This is a genomic window from Lysobacter korlensis, from assembly GCF_042434515.1.
The window spans coordinates 732190-748722 of the sequence record NZ_JBHLTG010000002.1; the positions used below are offsets into that span (position 1 = coordinate 732190).

Here is a 16533-nt window from a genome sequence, read left to right on the forward strand (position 1 = left end):
ATCGTGAACAGCCAGCGCGACGTCCGGATCACCCGGCTCAAGGCCGAGCGCCGAGCGGACGGCGGACCCCTCGCCGTGCCGGCCCCACGGCTCTCCTGGGTGGTGGAGGCGTCACAGGAGGGATGGCTCCAGGCATCGGCCGAACTCGAGCGAGACGGGGACATCGTTCGCGTCGACGGCGGTCAGTCCGTCTTCGTGCCGTGGCCGTTCGCGCCGCTCGCGCCACGCGAGCGCGCCCGCGTGCGGGTGCGGGTCTTCGGGCAGGACGGCTCGGAGTCCGAGTGGAGCGAACCGCTCGCCCTCACCGCCGGCCACCTGGACGACGGCGACTGGGCCGCGGAGTTCATCGGCCTCGCCGAGCCTCACGGCGAGGCGCAGCCCGCGCTTCTCCGTCGCGAGTTCACGCTCGACCGGACGCTCGCTCGCGCCACGCTCTACTCCACCGCGCTCGGCGTCCATCAGCTCGAGCTCAACGGCGTCGAGGTCGACGACGCGCAGATGAAGCCCGGCTGGACCGCCTACGAGCACCGGCTCCTCTACGACGTCACGGACGTGACCGGCCTCCTGCGCGAAGGCCGCAATGCGATCGGCGTCCAGCTCGCCGGTGGCTGGTACACCGAGCAGTACGGATTTCAGGGCCAGGCCCGCCGGTTCTACGGCGACCAGCCCAGCGTCGCGGCGCAGCTGGTGCTCGAGTACGCCGACGGCTCCGAGGAAACCCTCGTCACCGACGGGAACTGGACGGCGACCGGGGAGGGCCCGCGCACGGCGAGCGGCATCTACCTCGGCGAGCACTACGACGCCCGGCTGGAGAAGAGCGGCTGGTCGTCTCCTGGTTTCGCCGAGGAGTGGCCGGCGGCGCGTGTCGTCGACGTCGCAGTGGTGCCCAAGCCTCGGGCGACGGAGCCCGTGCGTCGCACCGGCGAGCTGTCGGTCGCCAAGGTGATCACCACCCCGAGCGGCAAGTCGGTGCTCGATTTCGGCCAGAACCTCGTGGGACGCCTGCGGATCCGCGTCACCGGCCCGGCGGGCACCACGCTGACGCTGCGGCATGCCGAGGTGCTCGAGCACGGTGAGCTCGGCACCCGCCCGCTCCGCTTCGCCGACGCCACCGACGAGTACATCCTCCGCGGCGACGGCGAGGAGGTCTGGGAGCCCACGTTCACGTTCCACGGCTTCCGGTACGCCGAGATCGAGGGCTGGCCCGGCCAGGTGGACCCGGACGCGGTGACCGCGATCGTCATGCACAGCGACATGCGGCGCACCGGCTGGCTCGAGACGTCGCATCCGCTGCTGAACCGGCTGCACGAGAACGTCGTCTGGGGCATGCGAGGCAATTTCCTCTCCCTGCCGACAGACTGCCCGCAGCGGGATGAGCGGCTCGGCTGGACCGGCGACATCCAGGTCTTCAGCCCGACCGCCAGCTACCTGTTCGACTGCGACGCTTTCCTCTCGTCATGGCTCGAGGATCTCGCGGTCGAGCAGGCACAGCATTCCGGCGTGGTCCCGTTCATCGTGCCGAGCGTGCTGCGGGGCGAGGTGCTCCCCGCGGCCGCCTGGGGCGACGCGGCCACCGTCGTGCCCACCGTCCTGCATGAGCGCTTCGGCGACGAGCAGGTGCTGAGCGATCAGTTCGAGAGCATGCGAGCGTGGGCCGACAAGTTGCACGAGCTCGCCGGCGAGCGCCTCCTCTGGGAGGGCCACTTCCAGTTCGGCGACTGGCTGGACCCGGACGCTCCGCCGGAGGAGCCGGGTGACGCGAAGGCCGACCACGACCTGGTCGCGACCGCGCACCTGTACTGGTCGACGCACCTGGTCGCCCGCGCCGCCGACCAGCTCGGGCGCGACGAGGAGGCGAGGTCCTACGGCGACCGCGCCGATCGCGTCCGGGAGGCGTTCGTGCGGGAGTACGTGACTCCGGCCGGGCGGATGATGAGCGACGCCCCGACGGCCTACGCGCTCGCACTGCAGTTCGGCCTCGTGCGAGACCCTGAGGTACGGCAGTCGCTCGGCGACCGGCTCGCCTTCCTCGTGCGGGCGAGCGGCTATCACATGAGCACCGGGTTCGTCGGGACACCGCTGATCCAGGACGCGCTCGTCACCACCGGCCATGCCGATGTGGCGGGACGGCTGCTGCAGCAGACGGAGAACCCCTCCTGGCTGTACGCGGTCACCATGGGGGCGACCACCATCTGGGAGCGCTGGGACTCGATGCTCGAGGACGGCACCATCAACCCGGGCGAGATGACCTCGTTCAACCACTACGCGTTCGGGGCCGTGGCCGACTGGCTGCACCGCTCCGTCGGCGGCCTTGCACCGGCGGCACCCGGCTACAAGGCGATCGAGGTCAGGCCGGTCGTGCTCGATGGCATCGATTCCGCCAGCACCACCCACGAGACGCCGTACGGCTTCGCCAGCGTGGAGTGGCGCCGGGACGGCGCCGCGTTCCAGCTGACGGCCGTGGTTCCGGCGAACTCGACGGCGACGGTGTGGATGCCGGGCGCCGGGAAGCCGGTCGAGGTGGGTTCCGGACGGCACTCCTTCACGACGGAGCTTGAGAGGACCGAGGAGAGCCGGCACCGGTTCTCGCTGGACTCGCCGCTCGACCGCGTGGTCGAAGATCCGGACGCGTACGCCGCGGTGATCCGAGCCCTGGAGGAGGCCGACCCCGAGCGGGCGGCGTACTTCCGCCGCCGCACCCGGTGGGTGCCGAACCGGCCGCTGCGCAGCGCCATGTTCCTCACGCCCCCGCCGGTGCTCGAGGCGATCGAGAAAGCGCTCGCGGGCGTGGGCGCCGACCGGTGAGCCGCGGCAGCACGCCGCTGACCCGCGAGGAGACGACGTCGATCCTGCTCGGCGATCTTCCCGGCGCGGGCCTGCCCGACCTGGTCTATGCGGACGGACCGAACGGCGTGCGCGGTGTCGCGGGCGCCACAGCGTTCCCGTCGGGCCTGACCCTCGCATCCTCCTTCGACCTGGGCCTGGCCGAGCGCTTCGGCGAGGCCGTCGCCCGGGAGGCGCTGGCGGCAGGACGGAACGCGATGCTCGCTCCTGGGCTCGATATCGCGCGGGTCCCGAGGGCCGGCCGGATCGCGGAATCGCTCGGTGAAGACCCCCTCCTGACCGGGGAGATCGGCGGCACGATCGCCGCAGCGTTCCAGCGCAGCGGTGTGCTGTCGGTGCCGAAGCACTTCGTCGCCAACAACTTCGAGTACCTGCGCACCGGGCGGGGAAGCCTCGAGCGGCGGTCCGCCGCGATCGATGTCCGCGTCTCCCGCCGTGCTCTGCTCGAGCTGTACGCCGAGCCGTTCCGCAGAGTGCTGGTCAAGTACCGCGCGGCGGGGCTGCTCAGCTCGTACAACCGAATCAACGGGGAGTACGCGAGCGAGAGTGCGGCGATCCTCAGGCTGCCCTTCGAGGAGTGGGGCTGGCGGGGCGTGATCGTGCCGGACTTCATCTTCGCCGTCCGCGACGACGAGCGGGCACTGCTCGCCGGGCTGCATCTGCCGGCGCTCGGCGGCATGGCCGGGCGCAGTCGCGAGATGGTCGAGGGGGCTCCCGCGGAGCTGACCGACCGGCTCGCCGAGGACGTGGCGGATGCGATGACTCGAGCGGGCGTCCACCCAGCGTCCCCCTCCACCGAGCCGCTCGACGACCGGGCGTCACAGGAGCTCGCGCGCGAGATGCTCGAGGCCGGATCCGTGCTGCTCAAGAACGACGGCCTCCTCCCCCTGGACCTCGCGGCGGCGTCGTCGCTTGCGCTGCCCGGCATCGAGGACCCTGCCCACCTGCTCGTGATGGGCGGGTCCGCGGCAGTGACCCTCTCCCCCGGCCGGATCGAGCCGCTGGCGGCACCACTGACCCGGCTGCTCGGCGACGGGGCGGTGACGGTCGTCGGTGGCACCCTTGGCGATGTGCCGCTGCCGACGCTCACGGTGGAGGTGATCGCCACGGTGCGAGACGCCATCACCGGGCGGGAGCAGACGCTCACGCTGCCGGAGTTCGCGATGCCGGATCCGCCTGCGGGCGTCGGCGCCGACTGGTCCGCGACCCTCAGCTGCTCGTTCACCCCCACGGAGTCCGGGGATCACCGCCTCGCGCTCACCTTCGCGGGCGACGCGCGCCTCCGCGTCGACGGAATCGAGGTGGCGGAGGGATACCGCGAGGCCTCCCCCATGATCGCGGGTCCCGACTATCCGCTGCAGGCGATCGTGCCGCTGGAAGCCGGGCGCGTCGTCACGCTCCTGGTCGAATTCGACAGCGGCTCGGCGATCACCATCCCTCCGCTCGGCATCCGACCTGGCTTCGAGCTCGGACTGCTTGGTCCGGGTGACACGATCCAGCGTGCGGCTGAGGCGGCGCGAGCCGCGGACGTCGCGGTCGTCGTGGTCGGGCGGGTCAGCGGCGAGGCGATGGATGTCGACTCGCTCCGACTCCCGGGCGATCAGGAGCGGCTCGTCGAGGCGGTCGCCGCTGTCAATCCCCGGACGGTCGTCGTGACCTGCGGCGGCGGACCGGTTCTCATGCCCTGGGCCGATCGCGTCGCGGCCATCCTCCACGTGTGGAACCCCGGCGAGCGGTTCGCGGAGGCGCTCACCAGGCTGCTCTTCGGGCTCGCTGAACCTGGCGGGCGGCTGCCGCTCACCTTCGCGGCGTGCGAGGAGCGGACGCCGGTCAGCTCACCCGATCGGTACCCCGGCCTCGACGGCGTCGTCCGGTACGAGGAGGAGCTGCTGGTCGGCTACCGCTGGTACGACGCGATCGGCGAGGAGCCCGCGTTCCCGTTCGGGCATGGCCTCGGGTACACCACCTTCGAGCTCCACGAGCTGACGGTCACCGAGGCGGGCGGTCAGGTCACCGGCACCGTCCTGGCGAGGAACACGGGCTCCCGAGCGGGCAAGGTGGTCGTGCAGCTCTACACGTCATCGCCCGAGCCGGCAGGTCACCCGCCACGAAGCCTTCGCGCGTTCGGAACGCGGCGTCTCGAGCCGGGTGAGTCCACGGTCGTGCCCTTCGCGTTCCCGGTCGCTGACCTCGCCGCCTATGACGAGATCGGTGGCCGCTGGGTGCTGCACGGGGGCAGGTACGGGGTGGAGGCGGGCCTCTCCTCCCGGGATCTGCACGCCCGCACCGAGCTGCCGGTCGAAGGACGCATCCTCCAGCCGTCGGATCGCTGAGCCCGCCTATCGTGGGTGCCGGTTCGCCGGGGCGCTGCTCTCCCGCGGAACCAGGCGGGGCTCCAGCACGATGTGCCGGTGACGGTGCGTCTGCGGGCTCCGCAGTTCCTCGAGCAGCAGCCGCGTGGCGGCGATTCCCATCTCCGTGCCGGGCTGAGCGACCGTCGAGATCGGGAGCGCGCTGTCCCAGGCGGCCCGGTTGTCGTCGTACCCGACGACTCCGACCTCCGCCGGCACGCTGACGCCGGACGCGAGCAGCACCTCGATGATGCCCACGGCGAGCAGGTCCGACGCCGCGACGATCCCGTCGGGACGCCGGCCGGCTGAGACGGTCGCCAGTTCCCTTCCAACCTCCCGTCCGTGCTCGGCGCGGACCCGTGACGTCTCGCGGAGCGACAGAACGACGGCGCCATTCGTCTCGGCCACCGCGCGCCGCGCCCCGCGCGCCCGGTCCTCGAGCGCGGGAACCCCGGTGCGACTGCCGACGAACAGCAGCCGTCTGCGCCCCGTCTCGATGAGGTGACGGGCAGCGAGGTAGCCGCCGAGCTCATTGTCGGCGTCCACCGAGCATCCTGCGAGTCCGGAGTGGCCGTTCACGACGACGATCCGCCGACCCCTGGCGCGTGCCCGGTCGACATCCTCGTCGGTGTCCGGATGCGGGGCGACCAGCACGCCTGCCGCCCGCTCCTCGTCGAACAGCCGCAGGTACGTCCGTTGCTTCTCGATCCGCAGATCCGAGTCGCCGATCAGCACGTTCATACCCTGCCGCTCGGCCTCACGCTCGGCCCCCCGCGCCATGTCGAGGAAGAATGAGTTGGCGAGATCCACGATCACGAAGCCGATCGTCGTGCTCGTTCCGGCGGCCAGAACCCGCGCCGCCCGATTGGGCACGAACCCCAGCTCGTCGATCGCTCGCTGGACCCGGGCGCGCGTCGCCTCTGCGACCTTCTCGGGGGCGTTGAGGACGTTCGACACGGTTCCGAGCGCCACGCCCGCACGCGTGGCGACGTCTGCCATCGTCGGCGGCGGTGACGCCGGGAAGTCCTGCTGCGTCACGGCGCCACCTGTCGTTCTCGGGTGACGACAATCTAGCGCTCATCCCGCATGACGACGCGAAGAGGCGAGGGGTGCGGGGCCCCTCGCCTCTCCCGTTGCGTGTCGCTACTTGATCGTGAAGGTGCTCGCCACGGAGGTGTCGAACGAGCCGCCGACCGTCACCTCGTAGGTTCCCTTCGCGGTCTTCCAGTCGCCCGCCTGGGTGTCCCAGTACTCGAGCAGGTGCAGCTCGGCCAGGTCCTCCGCCGTCAGCGTGATCGTGACGTTCGCGTGCTTGCCCGGCTCGAGGGTCACCCGCTCCCAGCCGACCAGCCGCTTCGACGGCTCACCGGTCGACGACGGCAGTTCCACGTACGCCTGCGCCACCTCGGTGCCGGTCCGGTCACCCGTGTTGGTGACGCGGAACCGGATGCGGATCTCCTTCTGGCCGTTCGTGGACTTCGGCGTCACCTGGGCGTGGCCGTACTCGAACTCGGTGTAGGACAGCCCGTGCCCGAACTCGAACAGCGGCTCGATCCCCTGCGCCGCGTACCAGCGGTAGCCGACCTGGAGACCCTCGGAATACTCGACCTGACGGATGCCGTTCTCGTCGCGCACACCGGGGTACTGCTCCGGCGTGTTGGTGGGCGTGTCCGCCACCGACTTCGGGAACGTCATGGGCAGCTTGCCCGACGGGTTCACGTCGCCGTACAGGAGGTTGGTGATCGCCGGTCCCATCCGGTCGCCCGGGTACCAGGTGGCGAGCACCGCGTCCACGCTGTCGATCCACGGCATCTCCACGGCAGTGCCGTGCCCGAGGACCACCGCGGTGTTGTCGTTGACCGCCGAGACCGCTTCGACGAGCGCGTCGCCATTGCCGTCGAGCCGCAGGTCGGCGGTGTCGGAGAACTCCCCCGTCAGCAGATAGCCGAAGACGAGCGCGACATCCGCGCCTGCCGCGGCGGCGGCCGCCGACGCCGGGTCGGCGCCGTCGTTGTACACCACCGTCTGACCGTTCGCCTCGGCGCGCTCGCTGATCGAGGTGAGCGGGTCGATGAGGTGATCGCACGACAGCACGGGACGTCCGAGTCCCCCGCGGAACGAGAAGTTCGCAGCGCACACGGTCTTCGCGCTGATGCCGTTGGTCGGCGTGGCGGAGGCGGTCTGCCCGATCACCGCGATGGTGAGGTCTTCACCTTCCGGAAGCGGCAGCAGGCCGTCGTCATTCTTGAGGAGCACCGACCCCTCCTCCGCGATCCGCTGGGAGATCGCCCGGTTCTCCTCGCTTGAGACATCGGCTGCCGGAGTCGCCGGAGCGGGCCGGTCGAACAGACCACCGGCGATGTACGAGTGCACGACGTTGAACGCCGCAGTGTCGACCTGCTCCTCGGTGATCTCACCGGCGGCGAGGGCAGCGTCGAGCCGGGCCGGCGTGTACCAGATGGGACGGTTGAGCTCTTGGTCGAGCCCAGCGTCGACCGACGGCGCGGTCGAGTGCACCGAGCCGAAGTCGCTCATCACGTAGCCGTCGAAGCCATAATCCTCGCGAAGGTGCTCGTTCAGGATCGGGCTCTCGCAGGTGTAGACCCCGTTGAGCTGGTTGTACGAGCACATGATGCTGTGCGGGTCGCCCTCCTTGATGGCGATCTCGTACGGCAGGTCGTAGATCTCCCGGAGGGTGCGCTCGTCCATGTTGGAGGAGCTCGTCGCGCGGTCGGTCTCCTGCTCGTTGGCGACGTAGTGCTTGAGATTGGCGAGCACCGGCTTGTCCTCGTTGCCCTCCTGGATGCCCCGGATGTTGACTGCCGCCGAGAGTCCGGAGAGCAGGGCGTCCTCACCGAAGTACTCGGCGTTCCGTCCCGACAGGGGCGTGCGGCCGCTGGCGACGCCGGGCCCGAGGATCACGGCGCTCCCCTTGTCGAACGCCTCCTGCGCCTGAGCCGCGCCCTTCTCGTAGCCGAGCTCGAGGTCCCACGTGGACGCGACCGCGATCGGCGCGGGGAAGCCGGTGGTGCCGGGCGCGCTGTGCACGCCCTCCGGGCCGTTCGAGTACACGATCTTCGGCGTGCACTCGACCTGCACCGGGTAGCTCACCCCGCCGAACGTGGTCTGCTGCGGCGAGTTGGCGGCCTGCTCGTTCATCCACCGGTACTTCTGGTGCAGCGTGCTGGCGTCGAGCAGCGCAGCGGCGCGCTCCTCGGCGCTCTTCGACGTGTCCATCCACGGAACGCTCGAGCAGTCGACGGCGTGCGCCGCCTGCGAGGTTCCGAGCACCGCGGCGGGCACGATCAGCGCCAGCGCGGTGAGCGCTGACGCAGCGGCGGGATTCCTCCGCCGCCTCCCTTTGGGATGAGTTGCTGACATGAGTGATCCCCTTCCCTCTCCATCGAGAGACTTCGTCGACGCCCCAGTTGAAGCGCTTCAACACTGCGACCCTAAGCCGCCCGCGAAAAAGTGTCAATCGATCTACACACGCCGGGCGAGTCGCTCCGAGCGTCGTTTCGAGGGGTCGCCCTCCCTACGGGACGGTGTACCCGGCCGCCTTGAACAGGCCGTACCACTCCTCGCGGGTCAGCGGGATCTCGGACCCCGCCGCGGACTCCCGCACCCGCTCCGGCTTGGTCGTGCCGAGCACCACCTGGATGTTCGCGGGGTGCCGGGTGATCCAGGCCACCGCGATGCCGGTCGGGGTGACGCCGTACTTCTCGGCGAGCGCTTCGAGCTGGTCGTTGAGGTCCGGGAAGGCCTCGCGGTCGCCGATGAACACGCCATCGAAGAAGCCCTTCTGGAACGGGGACCAGGCTTGGAGGGTGATGTCGTTCAAGCGCGAGTAGTCGAGGATGCCGGCGCCGCGGTCGATCGATTGATCGAGGCCGGCCATGTTCGCGGCGACGCCCTGCGCGATCACCGGCGCATGGGTGATGCTGAGCTGCACCTGGTTGACGAGCAGCGGCTGCGCCACGTGCCGCTTGAGCAGCTCCACCTGGCCTGGCGTGTGGTTGGAGACACCGAAGTGGCGCACCTTCCCGGTCTCCTGGAGCGCGTCGAACGCGGCCGCGACCTCCTCGGGCTCGACCAGGGCGTCGGGGCGGTGCAGCAGCAGGATGTCGAGGTAGCCGGTCTGGAGGGCGGCGAGCGTGCCGTCCACTGCCTCGAGGATGTGCTCCTTCGAGAAGTCGAAGTAGCCGTTCCGGATCCCCGCCTTGCTCTGGATGATCACCTGCTCGCGCTCCGACGACGACAGGGTGAGCGCCTCGCCGAAGCGGGCCTCACAGCCGTGGGTGCTCGAGCCGTAGATGTCCGCGTGGTCGAAGAAGTTGATGCCGGCGTCGCGGGCCGCCCCGAAGAGCGTGCGGATCTCCTCGTCGCTCATGTCCTGAATGCGCATGAGACCGAGGATGATGTTCGACGGCTGGAGGTCCGTGCCTGGGAAGGAGAGAGTCTTCATACCCCGTTCCTACTGCATCGCGCCGAGCGAATCCCCGGCGGAAGGCCTTACAGCGCGGCGGCCTTGGCGCGGAGCACAGCGCTCTCCCGTTCGTTGGCGGCAAGCCCCGCGGCAGTCAGCAGCTCCGAGCGCGCCTCCTCCCGTCGCCCGAGCTGGGCGAGCAGCTCCCCCCGCACGCTCGGCAGCAGATGCGAGCCGCGGAGCGACCCGTCGGAAGCGAGCCGGTCGACGATGCGCAGGGCGTTCGCGGGGCCCGTGGCCATCGACACGGCGACCGCGCGGTTGAGCTCCACGACGGGGCTCGGCGCAAGCCGGCCGAGCGCCTCGTACAGCACCACGATGCGCTCCCAGTCGGTCTCCGCGACGCTCGGAGCGACCGCGTGGCACTCGGCGATCGCGGCCTGCAGCCCGTAGCTGCCACGACCGCGCCCGAGCGCATCGGCCCGCTGCAGCGCCGCGCTCCCCCGGCCGATCTGGGCGCGATCCCAGCGGGTCCGGTCCTGATCGGCGAGGAGGATCGGCGTGCCGTCCCTGGCCACTCGCGCGCCGAACCGGGAGGCCTGAAACTCCATCAGCGCCACCAGGGCGTGCACCTCCGGCTCCTTCGGGAGCAGTCCCTCGAGCACCCGGCCGAGCCGCAGCGCCTCGTTGGCGAGATCCGTCCGGATCCACCGGTCCCCGGTCGTCGCGGCATACCCCTCGGTGAAGATCAGGTAGACCACCCCGAGCACCGCGCCGAGGCGGGTGCCCCACTCGTTCGGGTCCGGCGCCTCGAACGGCACCTTCGCGGCGCCGAGCGTCTTCTTCGCGCGGACGATCCGCTGCTGCACGGTCGCGACCGGTACCAGCAGCATCCGGGCGATCTCCTCGGTGGTGAGGCCCCCCACGATGCGAAGGGTGAGCGCCACCTGCGCCTCACGCGACAGCACCGGGTGGCAGGCGGTGAAGACCAGGCGCAGCACGTCATCGTCGATCGGCTCCCAGTCCTGCTCGTCGGCCTCCTCGAGATCCCGCGCGAGCAGTCGATGCCGCTGGTCCAGGCGTTCCCGCCGGCGCCATCCGTCGATCGCCTTGCGCTTCGCCACCGCCGTGAGCCAGGCGCCCGCGTTCTGCGGGACGCCCGACTCGGGCCACGAGCGGAGCGCATCGACGATCGCCTCCTGGGCGAGATCCTCGGCGAGCCCGACGTCGCCGGTCATCTTGGCGAGCGTCGCGACGATGCGCGCACTCTCGATGCGCCAGACCGCGTCGACGGTCCGTGCGATGTCAGACATCATGTCGGTCCCTGAGCCTTTCGAAGTGCTCGTACTGAGCCTGTCGAAGTGAAGGGCTGGCTCCGGTCACTTCGTGCCGAGCTGTTCCCGCCAGCCGGCCTCCTTCTGGACATACTCGTTCTCGGAGTAGTCCGCGAAGTCGCTCTCGTCGGTGACGCGACGCACCTCGAGCTTGTTGCCTGGACCGAGCGGGCAGCGGCTCGCCCACTCGGCGGCCTCCTCGCGACTTGCGACCTGGATGATCCAGAAGCCGTTGAACAGCTCGTGGGTCTCGCCGTAGGGGCCGTCCGTGATGATCGGCTTCTCGGCGCTGAAGTCCACGACGAAGCCCTCCTTCGCGTCGGAGAGGCCCTCTCCCGCGAGCATCACCCCGGCCTTGATCATCGACTCGTTGTAGGCCCCCATCGCGTTGAGGACCTGCTCGAAGTCCATCTCCTGGTACGCCTCGACCGCGCTGTCGTTCGCGCGCATGATCAGCATGTACTTCATGGTCTTCTCCTTCGTTGCGAGGCCGCAGTCTGCGTCCTTCTACTATCGCGTCGAATGGGGAAGCAGCGGATCGACATGCTCCGGAAATCTTTCCAACTGCGGGCGTGGGCCTAATGCCGCGGTACCACAGCTCCCGGGGTGCGGTACCGCAGGCCGATGCCGCCTGGCGCGCACGGATCTACATTCGCTTGCGTGAAGCCCCACTCCGGGGCTCTCCGAGAAGAGAAGAGGTTGATCCACGTGTCCCAGACCACCATTCGGACGTCGGCGGCGGAGCCCGCAGGGGGCCGGTCGCCGGACTCCCCCGCACTGCGCCAGCTGCTGCTGTTCTCCGCGGTCGCCCTGCCGATCGGGTGGGCGATCATGTCGGTGCCGGTGGCCCTGCAGCTGCCGACCGAGCCGTTCACTCTGGCGGCGCTGCTGTTCGCCCTGCTGATCCCGGCGCTGCTGCTGACCGCCCGCGAGTCCGGCCGGAGCGGTGTGAAGCGCCTGCTTCGCGACGCGGTCCGGCTGCCCCGGCCGTCGTGGTGGGGACTCGTCGCGATGACCGCTATCCCGGTCTCCGCGTGGAGCATCGCCGCCGCGGTGGGCGGTGCGGAGGTCCTGACGCCCGCAGTGCTGACGGGATACGCGGTCGCGTTCCTCAGCAGCACCGTGATCATCAACATCCTCGAGGAGACCGTCTGGACCGGATTCGTTCAGCGTCGGTCGATGGCCCGCTTCGGCATCCTCCGCGGCAGCGTGCTGACCGCCGCGCTGTTCGCCGGCATCCACCTGCCCCTGGCGTTCAGTGGTGCCGCTTCTCCGGCGAACGTCGCGACGGGGATCGGGATCCTGCTGGCGAGCGCGCTCGGCCTCCGGCTGATGGTTGCAGGGATCGATTCGTGGAGCGGACGGAGCCTGCTCACGATCGGCGTCCTGCACGGCTCGTTCAACGCCAGCTCCGGCCTCGTGGAGCCCGCATACGACTGGGCCCGGTACGTCACGGTGCTGGCGCTGGGCTTCGCAGTGGCGGTTGCGATCGCCCTCCAGGCGCGGAGGCGTTCGGCACGCCGCTGATGCGCCCCGGCTCGTGAAGCCGACACGCAGCAGGCCCTCGCGGATGCGGGGGCCTGCTGCGTGCCGCGTCAGCGGCGGGTGAGCACGAAGACCGGGATCTCGCGGTCGGTTCTCTTCTGGTAGTTCGCGTAGTCCGGCCACACCGCGACGGCGCGCTCCCACCAGGTCGCCCGCTCCTCGCCCTCAGCGAGCCGCGCCTCGTAGTCGGCCCGGTCGGCGCCGTCCTGCAGCTCGACGTGCGGGTTCTTCACGAGGTTGTGGTACCAGACGGGATGCGTCGGGGCGCCACCCTGTGAGGCGACGACCGCGTACTGCCCGTCGTGCTCGACGCGCATGAGCGGGGTCTTGCGCAGCTTGCCGGTCTTGGCGCCGACGGAGGTCAGCAGGATGATCGGCACGCCGCGCAGCGTGTTGGCCTCTGCGCCGTTCGATGCCTCGAACGTCTCGGCCTGCTTGCGTGCCCAGTCGGAGGTGCTCGGTTCGTATGTCCCTATGAGTGGCATGGTGACTTCAACCCTATGAGGCGTCCGCCGCATTCCCGCCGGCGAAGGGAGAGTCTCGCAGCAGCGGCGCGGGAACGCCCACGCGCTCAGCCAGCTCGTCCATGATGCGCCAGAGCGCCCAGAGCGCGTCGAACACAGTGCCGCCGTCCGTCGCCGGATCCAGCACCGCCTCCAGCAGCTCCGAGATGCGGACGGCGTCCGGCGACTCGGCAACGGCCGCGAGCAGCCATTTGTCGGAGGGGTACGGGCGGCCCCTGCTCAGCAGCCAGAATCGCGCAGCGAACGAGGCACAGGCACCGAGCGTGAGGATCCGTGCACCGCCCGGCGGCCGCCCAAGGGCGGCGACCGCCTCGTTGCGCGAACGCCGGAACGCCTCGTAGGCGTGGCATGCGAGGAGCTCCGCGCGGGAGGAGAATCGCTCCGCAACCGCGAGCCGCGCGCGCTCCCCCACCCCGGCTCGCAGGCGGAGCGGCATCGCATGCCGGAGCTGGAACGCATGCTCCACCGCATCGCTGTCCGCGGCGGCAGCGGGGGTCATGACCTCCACCTCGACGCCCTGCGACCTGCGCCAGTCCCGGTGGAACGCGAGCGTCGGCGCCCCGGCGATGGCGGGGCGCATCACGCCGAATGCCCGGTCGAGCGCCGAGCGTGACGGCGCCGTGGCGCCTGCCGCATCTGAACCGACGATCGCGATCGTGTCCCAGTCGCTGAGCTCGTCCGCCCAGCCCGTCGCGCGCGAGCCGACGAGATACCAGTCCGCTCGGTCCAGCAGCCGTTCGAGTTCGGGGTCGCGGAGGGCGAGCTCGACGAGGTGCCCGGGCGATCGGATGAGGCTCGGCATGGTTGATGCAACCATAGCCACCGTTGCCTTCCTGGCGGATCTCCTCCCGCGGCCGACGGGCCGGCGTCAGCCGCGGAGGCGGGCGAGGAGCCCTGCCAAGGTTGCGAGCTCCCGGTCGTCGAGCGGTTCGAATCGAGGCAGCAGCCGCTCGGCGAGCTCGTGCTCGAATACGGCCACCTCCCGCTCGGCCATCGGTGTGAGGCTGACGAGTCGCGAGCGTGCATCCGCCGGGTTGACGGTCGAGGCGACCAGCCCCTCCGCCCGCAGCACATCCACCGTCTGCGTGACGGCGCCCGCGGTGAGCCCTACTCCCGAGGCCAGCCCGTTGACCGGAACCGGGCCCGGTGCCCGCGCGAGCAGGAACAGGACGGCGAGCTGGCTCCGGTTCAGCCGCCGCGTGTCGAATGGGGCGCGGCCGAGCGTCCGCAGCTCGCGGTCGAGCAGGGTCACGACGTCGAGGACGGCGGCGACATCGGTCAGCCGCTCAGCCGTCCTGCTCATGCGCTGACGAACGGCATCCGACGGCTCCAGCTGGGGTCGTCGACCTGGCTGAGGAGAAAGTCGGCGAGGTCATCGCGGCTGATCTTGGTGCTCGAGTCGGCACCCACCCACCCGACCCGGTACGAGCCGGTCGCCGGGGTGTCGAGCAGCCGCGGGCCGCGGACGACCGTCCAGTCCAGGCCGCTCTGCTGCAGGACCTCGAGATGGCGCTCCGCATCGGCGAGGACGTGGCCGGACAGTCGCTTCAGCAGAAAGCGGATGACCGTGTCGGCCGCTGTCGGCTGGTCTTCCGCGGCGCGAAGCCCGCCGCCGGACAGGCTGACGATGCGGGAGACGCCCTGCCGCCTCATCGCATCGACGATGTTGCGTGTCCCGTCGGTCTGGAGCGTCTTCGGCGAGTCCTTGCGGTGCCCGAAGAGGCTCAGCACCGCATCGCTCCCCGCCACCGTCTCCTCGACCGCGGCGGCGTCGAGCACGTCTCCGGGAATCAGCGTGAGCGCCGCCGACCGGATGGCGACATTCCCGGGGTCCCGCACGAGCGCGCGAACCTGATGGCCGCCATCGATCGCACGGGCCAGCACTCGGGCGCCGGTCCTCCCGGTGGCGCCGAACAGCGCGATCGTCGTCATGTGATCCTCCGTCTTCTCGGTCGATTTAGTTTAGCGACTAAAGCAGTTCCCCGGTGTGGCGAGACGAAGCTGCCGAACGCTGAAAGTTGGCCGAGGCCGATCGCGGCATGCCGACGACGTGTCTACGGTGAGGCATGAGCGACACGACAGCATCCGACGACACCAGCGACCCCACCGGAACGCAGCACCTCGGCACCGACTCCGATCCGCTGGCGTCCGGCACGGCCGTGCCGTCGGATGCAGATCCGGCTTCCACGATTCCCATGCAAGCCGACGGCGGACGTCCCGACGGCGATCCCGCGGCGCTCGCGAACGACGGCCAGCCGAGCACCGAGGTTGCGAGCGGCACGCCGCAGAGCATCGTCCCGCCGACGCAGAACTCTGACGACCCGCGAACCTGACCGATCCCTCTGCGTCAGCGGCTGGGCGCCTCGACCTCGGACCACTCGGCGAACTTCGCGACACGGCCGTCCCCGGAGGATCGGCCGGTGAGGCGGCGCTGCACCCACGGCAGCACGTGCCGCCGATAGTAGGCGAGCTCCGCACGCAGGCCCGGCGAGTCGGTCGTCCCCGAGCTTTCCGTGATCCAGAAGGCCGGGTGGTCGAATCCGATGGTGGCGAGCACCCGGGCGGCGACCCGGTGGTGCCCGACTTCCGCGAGATGCAGGCGATCGGGCGACCAGTAGGCCGGCTTCGCGAGCTCCCGGTCCGACCAGTTGTCGGCGAACGGCACTCCACGCTCACCGGCGAGCCGTGCGACGAGCTCGTTCAGCATGTCGCCCTTCGGCTGGATTCGGGAGCCGAGCGGCAGCCCGGCGGTCGGGTTGCCGCCGCTGATCAGCACCAGCTGGGCTCCGGCGGACGCCACCCGGTCGATCACCTCGGTGTACCGGCGGAACAGCGCTGCGGTGTCGGCGTTCGGCCGGAGGATGTCATTGCCGCCGCCGTTGAAGGTGACGAGCGTCGGTTCGAGAGCGAGGGCGTGGACGAGCTGGTCGTCGATGATCCGGTCGAGCAGGCGGCCGCGGATCGCGAGATTGGCGTAGAGCACCCGATCGGGCGACGCGGCCGCCATCCCCTGTGCCACCAGGTCGGCCCAGCCGCGAACCCGGCCGTCCGGCAGGTCGTCGCCGACGCCCTCGGTGAAGCTGTCACCCAGCGCGACGTAGCGGATCTCCGGCATGCCCTCAGTCTGCCCGCATTCCGGGACCCGACAGGCCGACGGTGCCGTCAGCCACGGTCGGCGACGTCGAGCCGCCGCACCTCCAGGTGGTCCACCCGCAGGTGACGGATCCGGAGTTCCCGGATGACGGCGCGGCGGATGGCGAGGCGCCAGATGGCGAGCGCGCCGACCGCCACGGGGCCGAATGCGGCGGCACCGACTGCCAGCGCCCCGGTCGCCGCCGCGCCGGCACTGCGCGCCCCGACCGCCTCCGCACTCCGTGCCGTAGCCACGTCGATCACTGCCGGAGATCGCTTCATGAGCGTGCCGCCTTTCCGTTCGTGCGCGTGGCACTCGTCGGCCGGGGACCTCCCGGCAGTCCGGATTCTAGGGACCACCGGGAAGCCCGGCCACG

15 protein-coding genes are annotated in these 16533 nt (G+C 70.5%); 4 read left to right on the forward strand and 11 right to left on the reverse strand.

The genetic code is table 11. The features are described from left to right. Positions 1-3 precede the first annotated feature (3 nt). Positions 4-2805: a family 78 glycoside hydrolase catalytic domain gene (locus ACFFGH_RS12915; protein ID WP_386668857.1), complete on the forward strand. Its 2802-nt coding sequence runs from the start codon at positions 4-6 to the stop codon at positions 2803-2805. Further along, entirely contained in the window at positions 2802-5177 is a 2376-nt protein-coding gene (locus ACFFGH_RS12920) for a beta-glucosidase family protein (RefSeq protein WP_386668859.1), read from the forward strand. The genes ACFFGH_RS12915 and ACFFGH_RS12920 overlap by 4 nt, the downstream gene beginning before the upstream one ends. A 6-nt stretch (positions 5178-5183) precedes the next feature. On the opposite strand, the gene ACFFGH_RS12925 is transcribed toward ACFFGH_RS12920, so the two are convergent. The 5 genes from ACFFGH_RS12925 to ACFFGH_RS12945 all read right to left on the reverse strand — a co-directional run bounded on the left by ACFFGH_RS12925 (position 5184) and on the right by ACFFGH_RS12945 (position 11423). Then, entirely contained in the window at positions 5184-6233 is a 1050-nt protein-coding gene (locus ACFFGH_RS12925) for a LacI family DNA-binding transcriptional regulator (RefSeq protein WP_386668861.1), read from the reverse strand. 105 nt (positions 6234-6338) lie between these two features. Then, positions 6339-8576 carry a beta-glucosidase family protein gene (locus ACFFGH_RS12930; RefSeq protein ID WP_386668863.1) on the reverse strand — a complete coding sequence of 746 codons (2238 nt, stop codon included), beginning with the start codon at positions 8574-8576 and terminating at the stop codon, positions 6339-6341. Between the two features lie 154 nt (positions 8577-8730). Continuing rightward, positions 8731-9660, reverse strand: a complete 930-nt coding sequence (locus tag ACFFGH_RS12935) for an aldo/keto reductase (RefSeq protein WP_386668865.1) — start codon at positions 9658-9660, stop codon at positions 8731-8733. A 47-nt stretch (positions 9661-9707) separates the two neighbouring features. Continuing rightward, the gene (locus ACFFGH_RS12940; RefSeq protein WP_386668867.1) at positions 9708-10934 is read right to left on the reverse strand and encodes an RNA polymerase sigma factor; all 1227 of its coding nucleotides are present in this window, start codon (positions 10932-10934) and stop codon (positions 9708-9710) included. A gap of 66 nt (positions 10935-11000) precedes the next feature. Then, positions 11001-11423, reverse strand: coding sequence for a YciI family protein (locus ACFFGH_RS12945; RefSeq protein ID WP_386668869.1), 423 nt, complete (start codon positions 11421-11423; stop codon positions 11001-11003). Between the two features lie 240 nt (positions 11424-11663). Between ACFFGH_RS12945 and ACFFGH_RS12950 the strand changes: the two genes are divergently transcribed. After that, a complete protein-coding gene (locus ACFFGH_RS12950) occupies positions 11664-12482 on the forward strand; it encodes a CPBP family intramembrane glutamic endopeptidase (protein ID WP_386668871.1) in 819 nt (272 codons plus the stop codon). A 68-nt stretch (positions 12483-12550) separates the two neighbouring features. Here the strand turns inward: ACFFGH_RS12950 and ACFFGH_RS12955 are convergent, their stop codons facing one another. The 4 genes from ACFFGH_RS12955 to ACFFGH_RS12970 form a co-directional block, all read right to left on the reverse strand. Continuing rightward, positions 12551-12985, reverse strand: a complete 435-nt coding sequence (locus ACFFGH_RS12955; RefSeq protein ID WP_386668873.1) for a nitroreductase family deazaflavin-dependent oxidoreductase — start codon at positions 12983-12985, stop codon at positions 12551-12553. 13 nt (positions 12986-12998) lie between these two features. Then, complete coding sequence (locus ACFFGH_RS12960) at positions 12999-13826, reverse strand: hypothetical protein (RefSeq protein WP_386668875.1); 828 nt, start codon at positions 13824-13826, stop codon at positions 12999-13001. A 66-nt stretch (positions 13827-13892) separates the two neighbouring features. Beyond that, positions 13893-14327, reverse strand: coding sequence for a MarR family winged helix-turn-helix transcriptional regulator (locus ACFFGH_RS12965; RefSeq protein ID WP_386668877.1), 435 nt, complete (start codon positions 14325-14327; stop codon positions 13893-13895). After that, positions 14324-14956 (reverse strand): NAD(P)-dependent oxidoreductase, encoded by a 633-nt coding sequence (locus ACFFGH_RS12970; RefSeq protein WP_386668879.1) that lies wholly within the window; start codon positions 14954-14956, stop codon positions 14324-14326. The genes ACFFGH_RS12965 and ACFFGH_RS12970 overlap by 4 nt, the downstream gene beginning before the upstream one ends. 134 nt (positions 14957-15090) lie before the next feature. On the opposite strand from ACFFGH_RS12970, the gene ACFFGH_RS12975 reads away from it, so the two are divergent. Then, entirely contained in the window at positions 15091-15357 is a 267-nt protein-coding gene (locus tag ACFFGH_RS12975; protein WP_386668880.1) for a hypothetical protein, read from the forward strand. Positions 15358-15371: 14 nt separating this feature from the next. Here the strand turns inward: ACFFGH_RS12975 and ACFFGH_RS12980 are convergent, their stop codons facing one another. Then, entirely contained in the window at positions 15372-16139 is a 768-nt protein-coding gene (locus ACFFGH_RS12980; protein ID WP_386668882.1) for an SGNH/GDSL hydrolase family protein, read from the reverse strand. A gap of 47 nt (positions 16140-16186) precedes the next feature. Then, a complete protein-coding gene (locus ACFFGH_RS12985) occupies positions 16187-16438 on the reverse strand; it encodes a hypothetical protein (protein ID WP_386668884.1) in 252 nt (83 codons plus the stop codon). Positions 16439-16533: the final 95 nt, after the last annotated feature.

Bases quoted from the DNA above. Each gene is read 5' to 3' on its own strand.
- ACFFGH_RS12930 (WP_386668863.1), bottom strand. From the start codon at position 8,576: ATGTCAGCAACTCATCCCAAAGGGAGGCGGCGGAGGAATCCCGCCGCT.
- ACFFGH_RS12935 (WP_386668865.1), bottom strand. From the start codon at position 9,660: ATGAAGACTCTCTCCTTCCCAGGCACGGACCTCCAGCCGTCGAACATC.
- ACFFGH_RS12940 (WP_386668867.1), bottom strand. From the start codon at position 10,934: ATGTCTGACATCGCACGGACCGTCGACGCGGTCTGGCGCATCGAGAGT.
- ACFFGH_RS12945 (WP_386668869.1), bottom strand. From the start codon at position 11,423: ATGAAGTACATGCTGATCATGCGCGCGAACGACAGCGCGGTCGAGGCG.
- ACFFGH_RS12955 (WP_386668873.1), bottom strand. From the start codon at position 12,985: ATGCCACTCATAGGGACATACGAACCGAGCACCTCCGACTGGGCACGC.
- ACFFGH_RS12960 (WP_386668875.1), bottom strand. From the start codon at position 13,826: ATGCCGAGCCTCATCCGATCGCCCGGGCACCTCGTCGAGCTCGCCCTC.
- ACFFGH_RS12965 (WP_386668877.1), bottom strand. From the start codon at position 14,327: ATGAGCAGGACGGCTGAGCGGCTGACCGATGTCGCCGCCGTCCTCGAC.
- ACFFGH_RS12970 (WP_386668879.1), bottom strand. From the start codon at position 14,956: ATGACGACGATCGCGCTGTTCGGCGCCACCGGGAGGACCGGCGCCCGA.
- ACFFGH_RS12975 (WP_386668880.1), top strand. From the start codon at position 15,091: ATGAGCGACACGACAGCATCCGACGACACCAGCGACCCCACCGGAACG.
- ACFFGH_RS12980 (WP_386668882.1), bottom strand. From the start codon at position 16,139: ATGCCGGAGATCCGCTACGTCGCGCTGGGTGACAGCTTCACCGAGGGC.
- ACFFGH_RS12985 (WP_386668884.1), bottom strand. From the start codon at position 16,438: ATGAAGCGATCTCCGGCAGTGATCGACGTGGCTACGGCACGGAGTGCG.